This is a genomic window from Stutzerimonas urumqiensis (assembly GCF_003640395.1).
In the GTDB taxonomy this organism is placed as follows: Bacteria; Pseudomonadota; Gammaproteobacteria; order Pseudomonadales; family Pseudomonadaceae; genus Stutzerimonas; species Stutzerimonas urumqiensis.
In genome coordinates, this window is the sequence record NZ_RBZQ01000003.1 from 163,889 (window position 1) to 181,316 (window position 17,428).

General features: G+C 65.8%; 12 protein-coding genes. 6 read left to right on the forward strand and 6 right to left on the reverse strand.

Going from position 1 to position 17,428, the window contains the following annotated elements; translation table 11 throughout:
• Window positions 1-76 precede the first annotated feature (76 nt).
• The 3 genes from D7325_RS06795 to D7325_RS06805 are packed head-to-tail and all read left to right on the forward strand — an operon-like array spanning window position 77 to window position 3,861.
• Window positions 77-2,479, forward strand: coding sequence for a TonB-dependent siderophore receptor (locus tag D7325_RS06795; RefSeq protein ID WP_120994794.1), 2,403 nt, complete (start codon window positions 77-79; stop codon window positions 2,477-2,479).
• Between the two features lie 54 nt (window positions 2,480-2,533).
• Window positions 2,534-3,655, forward strand: a complete 1,122-nt coding sequence (locus tag D7325_RS06800; RefSeq protein ID WP_120994795.1) for a PepSY-associated TM helix domain-containing protein — start codon at window positions 2,534-2,536, stop codon at window positions 3,653-3,655.
• Window positions 3,652-3,861: a hypothetical protein gene (locus tag D7325_RS06805; RefSeq protein WP_120994796.1), complete on the forward strand. Its 210-nt coding sequence runs from the start codon at window positions 3,652-3,654 to the stop codon at window positions 3,859-3,861. The genes D7325_RS06800 and D7325_RS06805 overlap by 4 nt, the downstream gene beginning before the upstream one ends.
• Before the next feature lie 127 nt (window positions 3,862-3,988).
• On the opposite strand, the gene D7325_RS06810 is transcribed toward D7325_RS06805, so the two are convergent.
• The 4 genes from D7325_RS06810 to D7325_RS06825 form a co-directional block, all read right to left on the reverse strand.
• A complete protein-coding gene (locus tag D7325_RS06810; protein WP_120994797.1) occupies window positions 3,989-4,621 on the reverse strand; it encodes a DUF2931 family protein in 633 nt (210 codons plus the stop codon).
• Window positions 4,618-6,513, reverse strand: a complete 1,896-nt coding sequence (locus D7325_RS06815) for a PAAR domain-containing protein (RefSeq protein ID WP_120994798.1) — start codon at window positions 6,511-6,513, stop codon at window positions 4,618-4,620. Before D7325_RS06815 ends, D7325_RS06810 begins: the two co-directional genes overlap by 4 nt.
• Before the next feature lie 182 nt (window positions 6,514-6,695).
• Window positions 6,696-8,462, reverse strand: a complete 1,767-nt coding sequence (locus D7325_RS06820; RefSeq protein WP_120994799.1) for a sodium:solute symporter family protein — start codon at window positions 8,460-8,462, stop codon at window positions 6,696-6,698.
• A 7-nt stretch (window positions 8,463-8,469) separates the two neighbouring features.
• The gene (locus D7325_RS06825; RefSeq protein ID WP_120994800.1) at window positions 8,470-8,736 is read right to left on the reverse strand and encodes a DUF4212 domain-containing protein; all 267 of its coding nucleotides are present in this window, start codon (window positions 8,734-8,736) and stop codon (window positions 8,470-8,472) included.
• A 249-nt stretch (window positions 8,737-8,985) separates the two neighbouring features.
• On the opposite strand from D7325_RS06825, the gene pulA reads away from it, so the two are divergent.
• Window positions 8,986-12,102, forward strand: a complete 3,117-nt coding sequence (pulA, locus tag D7325_RS06830; protein ID WP_120994801.1) for a pullulanase-type alpha-1,6-glucosidase — start codon at window positions 8,986-8,988, stop codon at window positions 12,100-12,102.
• Window positions 12,103-12,149: 47 nt separating this feature from the next.
• On the opposite strand, the gene D7325_RS06835 is transcribed toward pulA, so the two are convergent.
• Window positions 12,150-13,370, reverse strand: coding sequence for an HD-GYP domain-containing protein (locus D7325_RS06835; protein WP_120994802.1), 1,221 nt, complete (start codon window positions 13,368-13,370; stop codon window positions 12,150-12,152).
• Window positions 13,371-13,532: 162 nt separating this feature from the next.
• Here D7325_RS06835 and D7325_RS06840 point away from each other — a divergent pair, with 162 nt between their 5' ends.
• Complete coding sequence (locus D7325_RS06840; RefSeq protein WP_120994803.1) at window positions 13,533-14,420, forward strand: acyltransferase; 888 nt, start codon at window positions 13,533-13,535, stop codon at window positions 14,418-14,420.
• Window positions 14,421-14,494: 74 nt separating this feature from the next.
• Window positions 14,495-15,874, forward strand: a complete 1,380-nt coding sequence (gene dbpA / locus D7325_RS06845) for an ATP-dependent RNA helicase DbpA (protein ID WP_120994804.1) — start codon at window positions 14,495-14,497, stop codon at window positions 15,872-15,874.
• Window positions 15,875-15,946: 72 nt separating this feature from the next.
• Here the strand turns inward: dbpA and D7325_RS06850 are convergent, their stop codons facing one another.
• Window positions 15,947-17,428 carry an alkaline phosphatase PhoX gene (locus tag D7325_RS06850; RefSeq protein ID WP_120994805.1) on the reverse strand — a complete coding sequence of 494 codons (1,482 nt, stop codon included), beginning with the start codon at window positions 17,426-17,428 and terminating at the stop codon, window positions 15,947-15,949.

Below are 17,428 nucleotides of genomic sequence, written 5' to 3' on the forward strand. Positions count from 1 at the left end.
ACGCGGCCCTATCACTTTTGCGCTGCGAAACGGCAAGGGAGAAATGAGAGCAGTTCTTGTTCAGGAGTGAATTGCAATGCCCACGCTGACACAGTTGTTCCGCCCCGCCCTGCTGACCGCCGCCGTTGCATTGGCCGCTCAGTCGCTGACCGCGTACGCCGCGCCAGCCGGCGAGCAACGCGAATACACCTTGCCCGCCGCCCCGCTGGCCAGCACCCTGACCGGCATCGCCGCCGATGCCGGCCTGGTCCTGAGCATCGACCCGAAACTAGTCGAAGGCCGCCAGGCCCGCCCGGTGCAAGGACGCTTCGATGCCGAAGGCGCACTGCGCGAGGCCCTGCGCGGGACGGGGCTGGAGCTGAAAGCAACGTCGACAGGTGCCTACAGCATCGCGCCCAGTGGCGTGACGGATACGGCGGTCGTCCTGCCGGAGGTGCTCGTCACGGGCAGCAGCGAGGTCGAGACAGCCTGGAGCCGAACCGACGGCTACGTCGCTCGCCGCACCGCAGCCGGCACCAAGACCGACACGCCCATTCTGGAAGTGCCTCGTTCGATTTCGATCATTACTCGCGAACAGCTGGACGACCGGTCGACACCGAGCCTTAATGACGCGCTGCGTTACACCGCGGGCGTGATGAGCAGCGGCTATGGTTCCGATACGAGAGCGGACTGGCTGCGCATTCGCGGCTTCGTCCCCACTCAGTTCCTCGACGGCCTGCCGTTGCCGATCGGATCGTTCGCCAATCCGAAGATCGAGCCGTGGAACCTGCAACGCATCGCCGTTCTGCGCGGCCCCGCGTCTTCGGTATATGGCCAGACCCCACCCGGCGGGCTGCTGGACATGGTCAGCCGGCGACCCGAAGCGCAAACGAGCCACGAGGTCGAGTTCCAGGCGGGTAGCAACGAGCACAAGCAGCTCAGCTTCGATACCACGGGCGCACTGACCGAAGACAAAACCTGGCTTTATCGCCTCAGCGGCACCGTGCGGGACAGCAATTCGGCGATCGACCACATCCCTGACGAGCGCCTGAACATCGCTCCGAGCCTGACCTGGAACATCAGCGACACGACCCATCTGACGTTCCTGTCGCAATTCACGCGGGACGACACCGGCATCACAGGTCAATTCCTGCCGCTGGAAGGCACCAAGCTGCCATCTCCGGTGGGCGACATTTCGCATCACAAGAACCTTGGCGAGCCGGACTGGGACTTCTACGACCGGACTTACTATGCGCTTGGCTACGCCTTCGATCACCGTTTGAACGAGACCTGGCAGTTCCGCCAGAACCTGCGTTACACCAAGAGCGATCTGGAATTCCAGGCGGTCAACGTGGGGACGTTCAACGATGTCGACGCCAACGGTATGGTGAATCGCGAGTCGGGCATCGTCGACGAAGACATCAGCCAGTTCGCCATCGACAACAACTTCCAGGCCGACTTCACGACGGGCCGACTGGATCACACCCTGCTGCTCGGCCTGGATCATCAGCGTTCGAACACCAATTACCGCTGGCTGTATGGCATGGGCGTACCGCCGATCAGCGTGGTCGATCCCCAGTACGGTCAAGACCTCTCCGGTGTCACCTACTTTGCCTTGCAGAATTTCAACCAGAAGGTTCGCCAGACAGGCTTGTACATCCAAGACCAGATTGCGCTCGACAAATGGCGCTTCACGCTCGGCGGTCGGGAAGACTGGATTCATGTCGGCACGACGTTCTACAACTCGAACGGTGCGACCGACACTCAACGTGAGCGCAGCTTCAGCGCCAACGTCGGCGTCAGTTACGTCCTGGATAACGGCCTGACTCCCTATGCTTCCTACAGCGAATCCTTCCAGCCGGCCCAGGGCGCGAACGTCAATAGCACCCAATCCTTCGAGCCGACCGAAGGACGGCAGTACGAGATGGGCCTCAAGTACCAGCCGTACGGGACCAACGCGCTGTTCACCGCGGCGGTATTCGATCTTCGCCAGGAGAACGTCAGCGTCACCGAAGGGAGCGTGACCCGGCAGATCGGCGAGTTGAAGGTTCAGGGACTAGAGCTCGAAGCCACCGCCGATGTGACCGATAACCTGCAACTTCAAGCGTCATATACCTATCTCGACGCGGAAATCCTCAAGGGCAACGACCAAGGTAACCGCATGCAGCAGGTGCCACGTAACCAGGCCACTGCCTGGGCCGACTACACCTGGCGAAATGGATTGCTGGCGGGTTTCGGTCTTGGCGCCGGCGTGCGCTATGTCAGCGATACCTACGGCAACACCGCCAACACTTACCTGGGGCACGTCGGCTCCTACACCGTCTACGACGCCTCCGCTCACTACGACCTTGGCCGTCTCGACAGTGCGCTCGAAGGGCTCACCGTTGCCGTCGATGCGAAGAACGTCTTCAACAAGGAATACCTGTCCACTTGCGACGGCTTTTGGTGCTACTACGGCGACGAGCGAAACGTCATTGCCAGCCTGAACTACAAGTGGTGATCAACCCGAGGCATCACCGGCGAACCCGCTGATGCCTCGCCACGGAATTTCCTTATGCAAAGCTCCACCATCCGACGCTGGTCCGCCGTTCACACCTGGACCAGCCTCATCTGCACGGTGTTCCTGCTGATGCTGGCGATCACCGGCCTGCCGTTGATCTTTCATCATGAGCTGGAGCACCTGCTCGGCGAGGCGCCCGAGTTGCGCGAGATGCCCGCCGATACGCCACGGCTCGATCTGGAGCAGGTGGTGCTCGCCGCCGAGCGGCACCGGCCGGACGAGGTCGTGCAATACCTCGGCTGGGAAGCGGACGAACCCAACGGCGTCGTCGCCATCATGGCGGCAACGGCCGGGACCGAGCCGAACAGCTCGCACACCTTCATGCTCGATGCGCGCACCGGCGAAGCCGTCGAAATGCCGGCGGCCAATGGCGGCATCATGATGTTCTTCCTGCGCATGCACGTGGACATGTTCGCCGGGCTGCCGGGCAAGCTGCTGTTGGCCTTCATGGGCGTGCTGTTCGTCGTGGCGATCGTTTCGGGCGTGGTGCTCTACGCGCCGTTCATGCGCCGACTGGACTTCGCCGAAGTGCGCCACGACCGCTCGCGACGCACGCGCTGGCTGGACCTGCACAACCTGATCGGTATCGTCACGCTGACGTGGGCGCTGGTGGTCGGTGTCACCGGCGTGATCACCGCCACGGCCGATCTGCTGATCGCCGCCTGGCGCAACGAATCGCTCGCGGCGATGGTCGAGCCCTACCGCGACGCCCCGCCGTTGCAACAACGCGCCCAGGCCAGCGACCTGCTGGAGATCGCCAGACGCGCCACGCCGGGCATGGTCCCGGATTTCATCGCCTTCCCCGGCACGCGTTTCTCCAGCGAACACCACTACGCGGTGTTCATGGTCGGCGACAGCCACGTCACGTCGCACCTCTGGACGCCCGTGCTGATCGACGCGCAGACACTGGAGGTCACGGCCGTGGGTACGCGCCCCTGGTACATGGACGCGCTGTCGCTGTCCTCGCCATTGCATTTCGGCGACTACGGTGGACGACCGATGCAGATTCTCTGGGCCGTGCTGGACCTGCTGACCATCTTCGTGCTGATCAGCGGCCTGTACCTGTGGTGGGTTCGGCGACGCAGCGTGAGTACGGCGCGGGCGGTGACGGCATGAACTGGCGCCGCTCGACTTTCCTGCTGCCCTTGCTGATTGCCGTGCTGAGCGGAGCGGGACTGATCGTCGCGCTATTCGGCGACGGGGCCTGGGACATGCTGTCCTGGCTCGGGCTGGGGATTCCTGCAGTGCTGGGCTGCTGGCCCCTGTTGCTTGGCGGCAAGCGCAGCCGACAACCCGCAGTTGCCGCTCGCCGCACGGAGTGAAACCGCACGGCGAGCGGCTGCTTCCCAAGTCGCGCGCCGACGTAGCGGTGTCCCGGCCTAACCGGAGGAACCTCGGCCCCACTCAAGGGACTGTCATTCCTTGCTCAGGACGTATGAGCGGGCCTGTTCACCATGACCCGTACGGGATGCCGTGCTGTTCGATGTAGGCCTTGGACTCTTCGGAGAGAAAGTAATACTCGCCTCCTGATTGCCCGCCATAAGGCCCCTTGGGCTCGACTTCTGCCTGCGCATGCAGCACTTCGACGGGCTTGCCACAGGTGCTCATGACCCACCCGCGGACAACCCCACCCGGTGCGAGTCCAAACGCTAGCGCATGACGATACTCGCTGGTCTGACAGGGCGGGTCGAGCCGCTCGGTCATCAGCTGCCGGGCACGCTCGGGGATTTCCAGGATGATCCGGTACGTCTGGGGCTCGGCCAGTGATTGCCAGCGAATGTAGATGCGCTTGGGCAGGTCGGCGCCGTTGACGTGACGGCCCTTTCCCCAGCTCACCCGCCAACCTGCGGCATTGCCGGTACCATCGGTGGGCACATGTACGGATACCGTGCCACTGCCCACATGGAAGAACCTTTGCCCATCGATATCTTCCACCTCGGCAGTTTCCACCCAGACCTCCATGTGATCCGGGGCGAGGAAACCCAGGCGCCAGTAGCGGTACGGCAAGTCGCTCGGATAAGGCGCTGCGCCAGTGCAAGCGGCGATCGACAGCAGCACCAAGGCCAGTAGTGTCGTTTTCATCGTTTGTTGTCCAGGGGCTTATCGGGGTAGCGCACTCGCTCTGGGTCCGCCGGGGCGTTGATGAAGATAACGTCGGCCTTGCCACCACTGCTGCCCGCGGCCACGTTCCAATTCGCGGACAGATGGATATAGCGCTGGCGCAACAGGCGCTCTTCCTGCGCAGTCAGTGAGCCGCTGCCTGCCTTCGCCCAGGCCATCAGCTTGTCCGAGATCGGTACGAGCTCTTCGGGAAGGGCCAATGCTGGATCCTTCTCTTGAATCGGATTTAACGGAACGCCCGCCTCCACGGCCAGCGCCTGCATCACCCGTAAATACACACGTGACAGATGCCCATACACCTTCCGCTCCAGATAGGGTGCCGCCATGACGTGTTTCATCCGATCGTCGCGCCCGCCGCCATAGGGCATGAACAGCTCCCAGACGTCCGTTCGCAGCTCAGCGGTCGCGTCCTTGGGGTCGAGCAGGTCGGCACGCTGGAGACGCTCGGTCTCCCGTTGGGCCTGATGATAGGCCGGTGTACGGTACGGGTCCGTATCACGGACTACCCAGTTGCTCTGCGGCCGCGCCAGATAGAGACGCTCGACGGCTTGCGCCGGATACCCACCGCCGAGATCCGAATGCGCACCCGGCAGGACGATCTCGCGATGGGGCGGCGCCACCCGGTTGAGGGCGAAATTGAGCCGGTGCTCGTCGCGTGCCGCGAGCTGGACGACGTGGCGGGCCGCATCCGGCGCCAGGTAAAGGTCGACGCCAGCGTTCTGATCATCGCTGGGATCGCCCCAGTCCGACCAGCCGCCTACGGCCGCAACGGTGTCGATCAGGCCGATGAAGTTGATGAGAACGTCGCTTTGCCAATCGAAGCCGGACGCCTTGCCGAGCTTGCCGGTGCGCCGCAGCTCACCGAGCGGTCCCTTGTCCTTGAGGAGTATCTGGTTGGCGAAATGCCGGGCGGCGGCCGCCCCTCGGCTGAAACCGAAGATGTCGAGTTCAAGTCTTGCCAGGACGGTTGTCGGATTCTGTTCGGCAAAGCCGTCGACCGCTTGCAGAAGCAGGGCGAAGCCTTCGTCGACCTTGGCCAGGACGCCGGTTGAGCCACGACCGAGCGCCTGACCTGGAAACAGGCTGTCCTCTTCACCCGAAATCGTACCGATGCCAGTGACGTACAAAGGAAGACAAACCGCTGACTCGCCCCCGTTTTTCGTTGCCTTCAGGTCCTCTTTGTACAAGTCGTACAACCGCCAGATATTGCTCACATCGTTCCCGTAGCTGCTGTCCGGGTCGAGATGATGAAACTCGCAGCGTTGGGCGATGGCGAGCGACGTCTGCTCGCCGATGCCAAGCGCGGCCGCACGGCACTGGGCGCCGATGGCGCTGTTGCTGGCGTTGTTGCCGGTCCCGTCGAAGAACACGCCGATGCGCAACGTGACGGCTTGGCGCTCGCTGAGTTCTTCCTCCTCTTCTTCCTCTTCCAGTCCGTGCGGCGCGGGCTCGACGGGTGCTTCCGAGGCAAGCCCTTTGGTGACCAGCGGCCCCGGCGGCACGGCTCTCGCCTCGGCGGCAAGCGCAGCGGGCGCAAGGTTCAAGGGCGACGGCGGCGTGAAGCCGGCCGGCGTGTGCGACATGCCGATGACGACGGTACCGGAGCCTGCGACGATCACGTTGCCATGATTGCCAAGGCTTCCGAGCGTCGCGGCGGGCTTGCCGTTGATCAGCACATTGGGAATGAGGTTGCCGGACAGTGCGCTGCCGCAACCGGTGCTATCGCCCTGGCGCGCAGCAGGCAGGCCGTCGAAGGTGACGTCCGGCGAGCCGGTCGCGATGGGATTGTTGCCATGCCCGGGCTTCGGGCAGGCCGTGGGGTCGCCCAGTCGGGCAGCGGGTTTTGCGGACATGACCAATATCCTTATCGGTATGCGGGACCGGCACCATGCCGCACACGCCGCCGCCACGCAAACGGCCGCTCGCGTTTTACGGGATGGGTCGCAGATTTCGCCGGACCAGACAAAAGAAAACCCCGCTCAGCGAGGCTGGCGGGGTCTCTTCAGCCGGCGGTCAGCCAGCCTGTGCAGGCGCCTTAGTGATCGATGGCAGCACCCGCCCCCCGCGGGATGCGAATGTCTTCGATCAGGTGCTGGATTTCCACGGGCGGCGGCGCGGTGAACTTGCAGACGATCACCGAGACCACGAAGTTGAAGATCATGCCGAGGGTGCCGATCCCCTCAGGCGAGATCCCGAACCACCAATCTGCCGGACCAGCGGTCGGATTGATGAACTTGAAGTACACGATGTAGCTGAAGGTGAACGCCAGGCCAACCGCCATGCCGGCGATGGCGCCTTCCTTGTTCATCCGCTTGGAGAAGATCCCCATCACGATGGCCGGGAAGAACGAGGCCGCCGCCAGGCCGAAGGCGAACGCCACCACCTGCGCCACGAAGCCCGGCGGGTAGATGCCGAACAGGCCCGCGACCACCACCGCTATGCCGGCTGCGACCCGCGCGGCGAGCAGTTCGCCCTTCTCGCTGATGTCCGGCTTGATGTTGCTCTTGAGCAGGTCATGCGAGATGGAGGTGGAGATCACCAGCAGCAGGCCGGCCGCCGTCGACAGCGCCGCGGCCAGGCCGCCCGCCGCGATGAAGGCGATCACCCAGCCCGGCAAACCGGCGATTTCCGGGTTGGCCAGAACCATGATGTCGCGGTCGACGTACAGCTCGGTCGCCGCCGGGGTCGGCTCGTTGCTCAGTAGGCGCTGACCCACCTCGCCGGTCTCGCCGGTGAAGGTCGGGTTGCCGGCGAAGGGTGCGCCCGGGCCGTACTGCACGACGCCATCGTCGTTCTTGTCCATCCAGGCGATCAGACCGGCGTTCTCCCAGGTCTTGAACCAGGCTGGCAGTTCGGCGTAGGCCGTGGACGGCACAGAGGTCAGCAGGTTGATGCGGGCGAATGCCGCAACCGCCGGCGCGGTGGTGTAGAGAATCGCGATGAACAGCAGCGCGTAACCGGCCGATTTGCGCGCATCACGCACCGTGGGGGTGGTGAAGAAGCGCACGATCACGTGCGGCAGGCCGGCGGTGCCGACCATCAGGGCGAAGGTGATGAAGAACACGTCGACCGTCGACTTGGAGCCGTCGGTGTAGGCCGTGAAGCCCAGCTCCGCGCCCAGCCCGTTCAGGCGCTCGATGACGCTCTGGCCGGTGCCGGTCACTTCGCTGCCGAAGCCCAGCTGCGGGATCGGGTTGCCGGTGATCAACATCGAGATGTAAATCGCCGGCAGCATGTAGGCGAAGATCATCACGCAGTACTGCGCCACCTGGGTGTAGGTGATGCCCTTCATCCCGCCGAGCACGGAGTAGAAGAACACGATCGCCATGCCGATGATCACGCCGGTGTTGATGCCGACTTCCAGGTAGCGGGAGAAGACGATACCGACGCCGCGCATCTGCCCGGCCACGTAGGTGAAGGAGATGAAGATCACGCAGATCACCGCCACCACCCGCGCGGTTTGCGAGTAATAACGGGCACCGACGAAATCCGGCACCGTGAACTTGCCGAATTTGCGCAGGTAGGGCGCCAGGCACATGGCCAGCAGCACGTAGCCGCCGGTCCAGCCCATCAGGTAGACCGAGCCGTCGTAGCCCGCGAAGGCGATGATGCCGGCCATGGAGATGAACGAGGCCGCCGACATCCAGTCAGCACCGGTGGCCATGCCGTTCATGATCGGGTGCACGCCCTTGCTGGCGACGTAGTACTCGCTGGTCGACCCGGCGCGCGTCCAGAGCGCGATGGCGATGTACAGTGCGAAGGTGCCGCCTACCACGAGGTAAATCAGTGTTTGGGTATCCATACTCGCCTCACTGCTCGTCGACGTCGTATTTGCGGTCGAGCTGATTCATCTTCCAGACGTAGAAGAAAATCTCGAGCACAAAGACATAGATCGCTCCCTGCTGGGCAAACCAGAACCCCAGCGGGAACCCGAAGAATTGGATGGCGTTGAGCTGCTCGACGAACAGCACCCCGAATCCAAACGAGACGACGAACCAGATCACCAGCAGCATGAACATCAGCCGCAAGTTTTCTTTCCAATAGGCCTTGGCAGCCTCACTAGTCGGTGCGGACATAGGTCCTCCAGATTTTGTTTTTGTTATATCGGCGCATTGAAGGTAGCAGGGCAGCGCCGCGCGCGCAGGTACGACTTTCGTCGATACCAAGCCCGCATGGCGCCTGCACTGCCGCTTCGTTTGCCAGCATAGCGCTATTACGCCGGATCGCTACGCCCCGCGCCGCTCGCGCGAAGAGGATGTGCGCGGCGCACGGCTTGCGGACCATCGGGCGGTGGTAACAACAAGAACAATCACCCGGAGTCCACCATGCTCAGCTTCCGATCGTCCTACCGCCTTTGGGCGCTACCGGCCGCCGGACTGGCGCTCGTCGCCCAGTTCGCCCAGGCCGCTCCGCTCGATCCAGAACCCGGCCAGGCGCTGCTCTACTACCAGCGTAGCGACGCCGACTACGCCGGCTGGGGTTTGCACCTGTGGAATACCGCCGACTGCCAGGGCGTGGCCCAGGGCACCAGTTGGGATCAGCCGCTCGCAGCTGCCGGGATCGACCCCGAGCTCGGTGCCTACTACCGCATCGCCCTGACGGGCGACGCGAGCTGCCTGAACCTGATCATGCACCGCGGCGACGACAAGGACCTGGGCGGCGGCGATCTGGTCTGGCGGCTCGACGAACTGGGCCGCCGGGTGTTCACCCTCAGCGGCTCGGCCGAGCTGTCGCCCACACCGGTCAGCGCACCCGGCGTCGCCATCGAGGGCGCCCGCGCGCATTGGCTCGAGCCGTTCACCCTGGCGCTGCACGACGGCTTCGGTAACGGCGCGCGGCTGGAGCTGCGCTATTCGACCGACGCGAGCATCGTCATCGACGGCCAGGCGCGCACCGTGAGCGGCGGAACGCCAGTACCGCTGGAGCCGAGCACGCTGCGCGAATCGACCCGCGAACGCTTCCCGCACCTGGCCGCCGACCCGGCCTACCGCATGCAACTTACCCCGCGGGCGCTGCGCACCGCGCTGACGGGCCAGCTGGTGGTGATCGCCTACGACGCGGACGGTCGCGTCACCGAGGCCACCGCCGTGCAGACCCCCGGCGTGCTCGATGCGCTGTTCGAACACCGCAGCTGGCTCGGCGCCCGCGTCGATGGGCAGGGCGTCGAGTTCCGCCTGTGGGCGCCGACCGCGCAGCGCGTCCGCCTGCATGTGTTCGATGACGCCAAGCGCCTGCTGCCCGGCTACCCCAAGACCCTGCGCGAACGCCATGGCGTCTGGTCGCACGAGGGTCCGCGCACGCTGGATCGGCGCTACTACCAGTACGAGGTGACCGCCTACCATCCGAGCACCGGGCAGATCGAAACCGCGATGGTCAGCGATCCCTATGCCCTGTCGCTGTCGCAGAACAGCCAGTACGCGCAGGTCGTCGATCTGGACGACGCCGACCTCAAGCCGGCCGGCTGGGACAGCTTCGAGCCGCCGGCTGTCGGGGCGCCCGAGGATACGGTGGTCTACGAAACGCACGTGCGCGACTTCAGCGCCGCCGACCGCAGCCTGCCCGCGTCGCTGCGCGGCACCTACAAGGCCTTCGCCACGCCACAGGCGCGCGGCGTGCAGCATCTTCAAGACCTGCACGCCGCCGGGCTGACCCACGTGCAGCTGCTGCCAGTGTTCGATATCGCCACCATCGACGAGGACCCGACCCAGCGCGTCTCGCTGGACGACCCGTTCTCCAAGCTCTGCGACCTCTCCGAAAGCGCACGACGCAACTGGGCCGGCTACTGCGGCGGACAGAGCGTGCGCACCGTGCTGGAAGGCTTCGACCCGGCCAGCGGCCAGGCGCAAGCGCTGTACAACGATCTGCGCGCGCTGGACGACTTCAACTGGGGCTACGACCCCTTCCACTACAGCGTGCCGGAAGGCAGCTACGCCACCGACGCCGAAGGCACCCAACGCATCGTCGAGTTTCGCCAGATGGTCCAGGCGATCGGCGGCCTCGGTCTGGCGACCGTGATGGACGTGGTCTACAACCACACCAACGCCTCGGGTCTCGCCGACAAGTCGGTGCTCGACAAGGTCGTGCCCGGCTATTACCACCGCCGGAACCCCAGCACCGGCGCCATCGAGACCTCGACCTGCTGCCAGAACACCGCGAGCGAGCACCGCATGATGGAAAAGCTCATGGTCGACTCGCTGGTGACCTGGGCGCGCGACTACAAGATCGCCGGTTTCCGCTTCGACCTGATGGGCCACCACATGCGTGACAACATGCTCGCGGCTCTACGCGCCGTGCGGCAGGTCGACCGCGACACCTACTTTTACGGCGAAGGCTGGAATTTCGGCGAGGTCGCCAGCGGCGCCCGGGGCGTCAACGCGATCCAGGCGAACATGGCCGGCACCGGCATCGGCACCTTCAACGACCGGCAGCGCGACGCGGTGCGTGGTGGCAGCCCGTTCGACGGCGGCGAGACGATCCGCCTGATGCAGGGCTTCGCCAACGGCCTGTTCACGATGCCCAACGAGCTGAACAGCGGCGACGCCGAGGAACGGGCGCGACTGCTGCACGCCCAGGACCTGATTCGCGTCGGCATCGCGGGCGGCCTGGCGGATTACGCCTTCGTCACCGCCGACGGAACGCGCAAGCGCGGCGCCGAGATCGACTACAACGGCCAGCCCGCCGGCTACACCGCCGATCCGCAGGAGACCGTCAACTACGTCTCCAAGCACGACAACCAGACGCTCTGGGACAACAACCAATACAAGCTGCCGTCGAGCCTCACCACCGCTCAGCGCGTGCGGCTGCAGACGGTGGCGCTATCGGTGCCGCTGTTCAGCCAGGGCGTGCCCTTCATTCACATGGGCTCGGACATCCTGCGATCGAAGTCGATGCAACGCGACAGCTACGACTCCGGCGACTGGTTCAACGCCGTCGACTTCAGCTACCAGGACAACAACTGGAACAAGGGCCTGCCGCGCGAGGACAAGGACGGCGCGAACTGGCCGCTGATTCGCCGGATCATCGCCGATCCGAATGCCGACCCGGCGCCGAGCCACATCCTGGCGGCCAAGCGGCAGTTCCTCGACCTGCTGCGCATCCGCGATGCCAGCCCGCTGTTCCGCCTGGAAACGGCGCGTGACGTCGAGCGCCGGCTGCGCTTCCACAACACCGGGCCCGAGCAACAGCCCGGCGTGATCGCCTTCAGCCTCGACGACAGCCGTGGCGCCGGCCGCGACCTGGATCGCCAGGCCGAACGCCTGATGGTGGTGATCAACGCCTCCGGCGAAACCGTGCGGATACCGGGCGCGAGCGGCTATCGGCTGCATCCGGTGCTGGCGGCGTCCACCGACGGTATCGTGCGCGGTGCCAACACCGACTCGGGGCAATTCGAAGTGCCGGCGATGACCACCGCGGTGTTCGTCCAGCCGCAGGCTGGTCGCTGAAACGACGCGGGCACGGCGCAAGCCCGTGCCCGCGCTTCGCCCTGCCGTTAGGCATAGGCCGACGGCAGCCCGCTCCACAGCTCATCGACATGACGAAAGCCCCAGGCCTGCGCCGACTCCCGCGCGACGATGCGTTCGGTCACGCCTGGCGCGGCCAGATCCAGCACTCGCTGCGGGATCTGCTCGCGCGACTTGGATGAAAAGAACACCTTCACCCGAGGCTTGAGCAGCGAGTGCGGATGCTGCTCGACGACCACCCCGATCCGCCCGCTTTCCAGCCGTACCAGCGAGCCGGTGGGGTAGATGCCAACCGTCTTCACAAAGGCCTGGAAGACGGCTTCGTCGAAATGGCTGCCGCTCCACTCGGCCATCCGCCGCACCGCCTCGGCAGGGTCCCAGCCGGCCTTGTACGGACGGTTGGAGGTGACCGCGTCGTACACGTCGCAGACCGCGCCCATGCGCGCGAACAGGCTGATCTGGTCACCTCGCAGGCGATGCGGATAGCCGGTGCCATCGACCTTCTCGTGATGGTGCAGGCAGACATCCAGCGCAATCTCGCTGACGCGCGGGCTGTCGCGCAACAGCCGCACACCCGCCTCGGGGTGGTTACGCACCACGGCGAACTCGCCATCGGTCAGCTTGCCGGGCTTGTTCAGCACCACATCCGGAATGGCCATCTTGCCGACATCGTGCAGCAGCCCGGCAATGCCGGCTTCCTGCACATCCTGCTCCGACAGGCCGAGCTGGCGCGCCAGGCCAATCATCAGCGCGCAGACGGCCACCGAGTGCATGTAGGTATATTCGTCGGCCCGTTTCAGGCGCGCCAGGCTGATCAGCGCATCGGGGTTGCGCAGCACCGACTCGGTGATTTCCTCGACCAGCTCGACGACTTTCTCGGCGTCGATCGCCTGGCCCATGCGCACGTCGTTGAACATGCTGACCACCGCATCGCGCGAGCGTGCGCAGAGCCGGTAGGCCCGCGAAACCTCCTCGTCCAGCGCCACCCGCAGCGGCACCGGCACCGCCGGCTCCGCGGCGGGTGCGGCCGGTGCAGGCGCGGTCGCTTCGGCATTCGCGACAGCGGTATCGAGGCCACGCGCGGTGTCGATGACCACCTCGGCCACGCCACTGTCGAGCAGGCGGCGCAGGTCGCGCTCGTCCTGGAGCAGGAAGCGCTTCTTCCAGAACGGATGATCGATCCAGGAACCGCAGAGTTCGGTGATGAACATGCCGAGGCGCAGCTCGGTGGTAGGGATACGTCTGAGCATCGATGGCGCTCCGCGAGCCAGCGAACAACAAGGAAAGCCTAGCCTAGCCGGACTGATTGCAGAATGACATGACCCACGGGTCACGCTCGATTGGGCTGCCTACTCGACCGACAAACGGGCACTGCTATCATCGGCCGCTCCTGCCCGACGCGAGACCGCCCCATGCGCCGAGCCGCCACTGCCCTGGCCGTCGTGACCCTGCTGCTCATCAACACCCTGGTCCTCATCGGGCCGATGATGGTGCTGGCGCTGATCAAGCTGCTGCCGATCGCACGGTTGCGCAACGCCTGCTCGCGCGGGGTGATGTGGATCGCCGAAACCTGGGCCGAGATCGACAAGTGGATATTCGCCACCTTCACCCCGACCGTCTGGGATATCCGGGGCGGCGAGCGGCTGCGCCGCGACACCTCCTATCTGGTCATCAGCAACCACCAGTCCTGGGTCGACATTCCCGCGCTGGTGCAGGCCTTCAACCGCAAGGCGCCCTACTTCAAGTTCTTCCTGAAGAAGGAGCTGATCTGGGTGCCCTTCCTCGGGCTCGCCTTCTGGGCGCTCGACTACCCCTTCATGAAGCGCTACTCCAAGGCGTACCTGGCGCGCCACCCGGAGCGGCAAGGCAAGGACCTGGAGATCACCCGCGCCGCCTGCGAGAAGTTCAGGCACCTGCCCGTCACCGTGGTGAACTACCTCGAAGGCACGCGCTTCACGCCCGCCAAACACGCGCAGCAGCAATCGCCCTATCGGTACCTGCTCAAACCCAAGGCCGGCGGCGTAGCGTTCGTACTGGCGTCGCTGGGCGAGCAGCTCGATGCCATCCTCGATGTCACCGTGGTCTATCCGCAGACGCCCACGCCCGGTTTTTGGCAGCTGATCAGCGGCCAGGTGCCCCGGGTGATCGTGGACATCCAGACACGCCCCCTCGACCCAGCCCTCTGGCAAGGCGACTACCAGAACGATCCGGTCTTTCGGCACTGGTTGCAGGCCTGGGTCAGCCAGCTGTGGCACGACAAGGATGCGCGGATCGACCGACTGCGCGAAGGCATCCGCTGAGCGGTCGGCCCGACCACGCGACGCGGCGGCCCAGCTGGTAGACTGCCCGGCCCTCCGCGCCTCGAAGAACTCCCGTGTCCAGCCCTGCCTTTTCCACCCTCGCGCTTTCCCCGGCCATGCTCGCCAACCTCGATGCGCTGGGCTATCACGCCATGACGCCGATCCAGGTGCAGGCGCTGCCCGTCGTGCTCGCCGGCAAGGACCTAATCGCCCAGGCCAAGACCGGCAGCGGCAAGACCGCCACCTTCGGCATCGGCCTGCTGCACGGGCTGAATCCGCGCTTCTTCGGTTGCCAGGCGCTGGTGCTCTGCCCGACCCGCGAACTGGCCGACCAGGTTGCACGGGAGATCCGGCGCCTGGCGCGGTCCGCCGGCAACATCAAGGTGCTGACGCTGTGCGGCGGCACGCCACTGGGCCCGCAGATCGGCTCGCTCGAACACGGCGCGCACATCGTCGTCGGCACCCCCGGCCGCATCCAGGAACACCTGCGCAAGGGCACGCTGGTGCTCGATGGGCTGCGCACGCTGGTGCTGGACGAAGCCGATCGCATGCTCGACATGGGCTTTCACGACGACATCGCCGCGATCGCCGAGCAGACGCCCGCACGGCGTCAGACGCTGCTGTTCTCCGCGACCTACCCGGCCGGCATCGAAGCCCTCGCGGCGCGGTTCCTGAAGCAGCCGGTCCGGGTCGAAGTCGAGTCGCAGCACAGCGGCTCGCAGATCGAGCAGCGCTTCTACGAGATCGACCCGGACGCCCGCTTCGCCGTGGTCGAACGCCTGCTGCTGGCCAACCGGCCGACGTCCTGTGTCGCGTTCTGCCAGACCCGTCAGCAGTGCCAGGAGCTGGTCGACTACCTCGACGGGCGTCGCATCTCTGCACAGGCCCTGCACGGCGACCTGGAGCAGCGCGACCGCGACCAGGTGCTGGCGCGCTTCGCCAACCGCAGCCTCTGCGTGCTGGTCGCCACCGACGTCGCGGCGCGCGGTCTGGACATCGCCGGGCTGGAGCTGGTCATCAACGTCGAGCTGGCGCGCGACCCGGAGGTGCACATCCATCGCATCGGTCGCAGCGGACGCGCCGGCGAGAAAGGCCTGGCGCTGTCACTGGTTGCGCCCGCCGAGGCCAACCGTGCCGCGGCGATCGAGGCGCTCCAGGGCATGCCGATGGCCTGGCATCCGCTGAGTTCGGTGAAGGTGCGCGACGACAGCCCGCTGCTGCCGCCGATGACGACGCTGGCAATCGGTGCGGGACGCAAGGAAAAACTCCGCCCCGGCGACATTCTCGGAGCCCTGACCGGAGACGCCGGAATCCCCGGCGACAAGGTCGGCAAGATCACGCTGTTCGAATTCCAGGCGTTCGTCGCGGTCGAGCGCGGCGTTGCCCGTGAGGCGCTCAAGCGGCTGAGCGAAGGGAAGATCAAGGGCCGGACGCTGAAGATCCGGGCGCTCTAGGCGCGCTAAAAACGAGGCCGGAAGCGCGGGCAGAACACCCGCCTTCCGGCCCGCTTTCAAGGCATCGGCCGCTTACAGCGCACCGCGCGCCCAGGGGCCCCAGATGGCGAAAGTGATGCCGGGGGTCTGCGCGTTGACGAACAGGAACTGCCCGGTCGGATCGAAGCAGGCGCCGCAGAATTCCTTGTTGCGGTAGTCGCCGCCAGAGACGTTCTTGCCCGCGTTGGCGGCCTGCACGTCATCGAACACGATGTTGTTCTTGGCGAAGATGAACGCCTCGCCCTCGCGCGACAGGCCGAGCAGACGCTCGCCGAAGCCGAACTCGTCGTCCACGCCGCCACCGTCTTCGCAGAGCAGCACGCCGCCGCGCGGGCTGACGGTGATGTTGTCGGGGTTGTTGGCGATCAGCTCGTTGTCCGAGGCGAACAGGCAGGTCAGGCGGTCGGTCGCCAGGTCGTGCACCCACACCGCGCCGTTGCCGTATCCCTCGCGGCCCTGGGCATCGACGCCGGCACTGGTGTCGACGATGAACAGCTTGCCCTCGCTGAACCAGATGCCCTCCCCGCGGCTCATGCGCAGACCGCCGGCGGCACGGGCCTGGAAGAACGGACCGCTCTCGCCGCCCTGCGGTGCGAGGTCCGGGTTCGGCACTTCGACCCATTCCAGCTGATAGCTGGCGCCCTTGCGCGGCGCGAGCAGGTCGGCCTGAGCGACGTTGCGCACGCGGGCGGCCTGCAGGATGCCGCCGACCGCCAGCGAACCCGGCTGCTGGCTGGCATCGGTCGGGATGTAGCGGTAGTAGCCGGCGCTGTTGCGGTTGTCTTCGGTCAGGTAGACGTAGCTGTTGCGCGGATCGACCGCCACGGCCTCATGGGCGAAGCGCCCCATCTGGACGATCGGCTGCCCGGTGGTCAGCGCCGGGTTGGCGGTCACCTCGAAGACGTAGCCGTGCTGGCGGCCGCCGACGCTGGAGTAGTCGGCCGTGGTCTCTTCGCACGACAGCCAGGTGCCCCAGGGCGTCACGCCGCCGGCGCAGTTGGTGCGCGTGCCGCCCAGGCTCGGCACGGTGCGAACCGGCTGGCGGATGCTGCGCGGTACATAGAGGTTGGTGGTGCCGCCCGCCGGGCGCTGACCATTGGCGAGGGTGACGCCGTCATAGACGCCGGTCGCTTCGATGAGCGGGCCGGTGCCGGCCTCGTGGTTGCGCACCAGCACCATTTCGGTGCCCCGCGCGCCCCGCTGTACGGCGATAACGCCCATGCCGTCATGCGACGGAGGCACCGGCTGGCCGTTTTCCATCAGATCGCCAGTCCAGGAAAAGCTGCGGTACTGGAAGCCTTCGGGCAGTTGCAGCAGGTCCAGGCCGGTCGCCTGGTCGGTGGTCGGACGCAGCGGGCCGTACGGGCTGCGGCCGGCCATCAGCGTGCCCTGGCCGCGCTGCTGGCGCGCCGCGAAGGCCTCGAGCGTGCCCAGCAGCGGCGTGGTGGCGACGGCGGCGGCGATCATGCTGCCCTTGAGCAGGCGGCGGCGGCTGGAATCGTGTTCCTGGGTCAT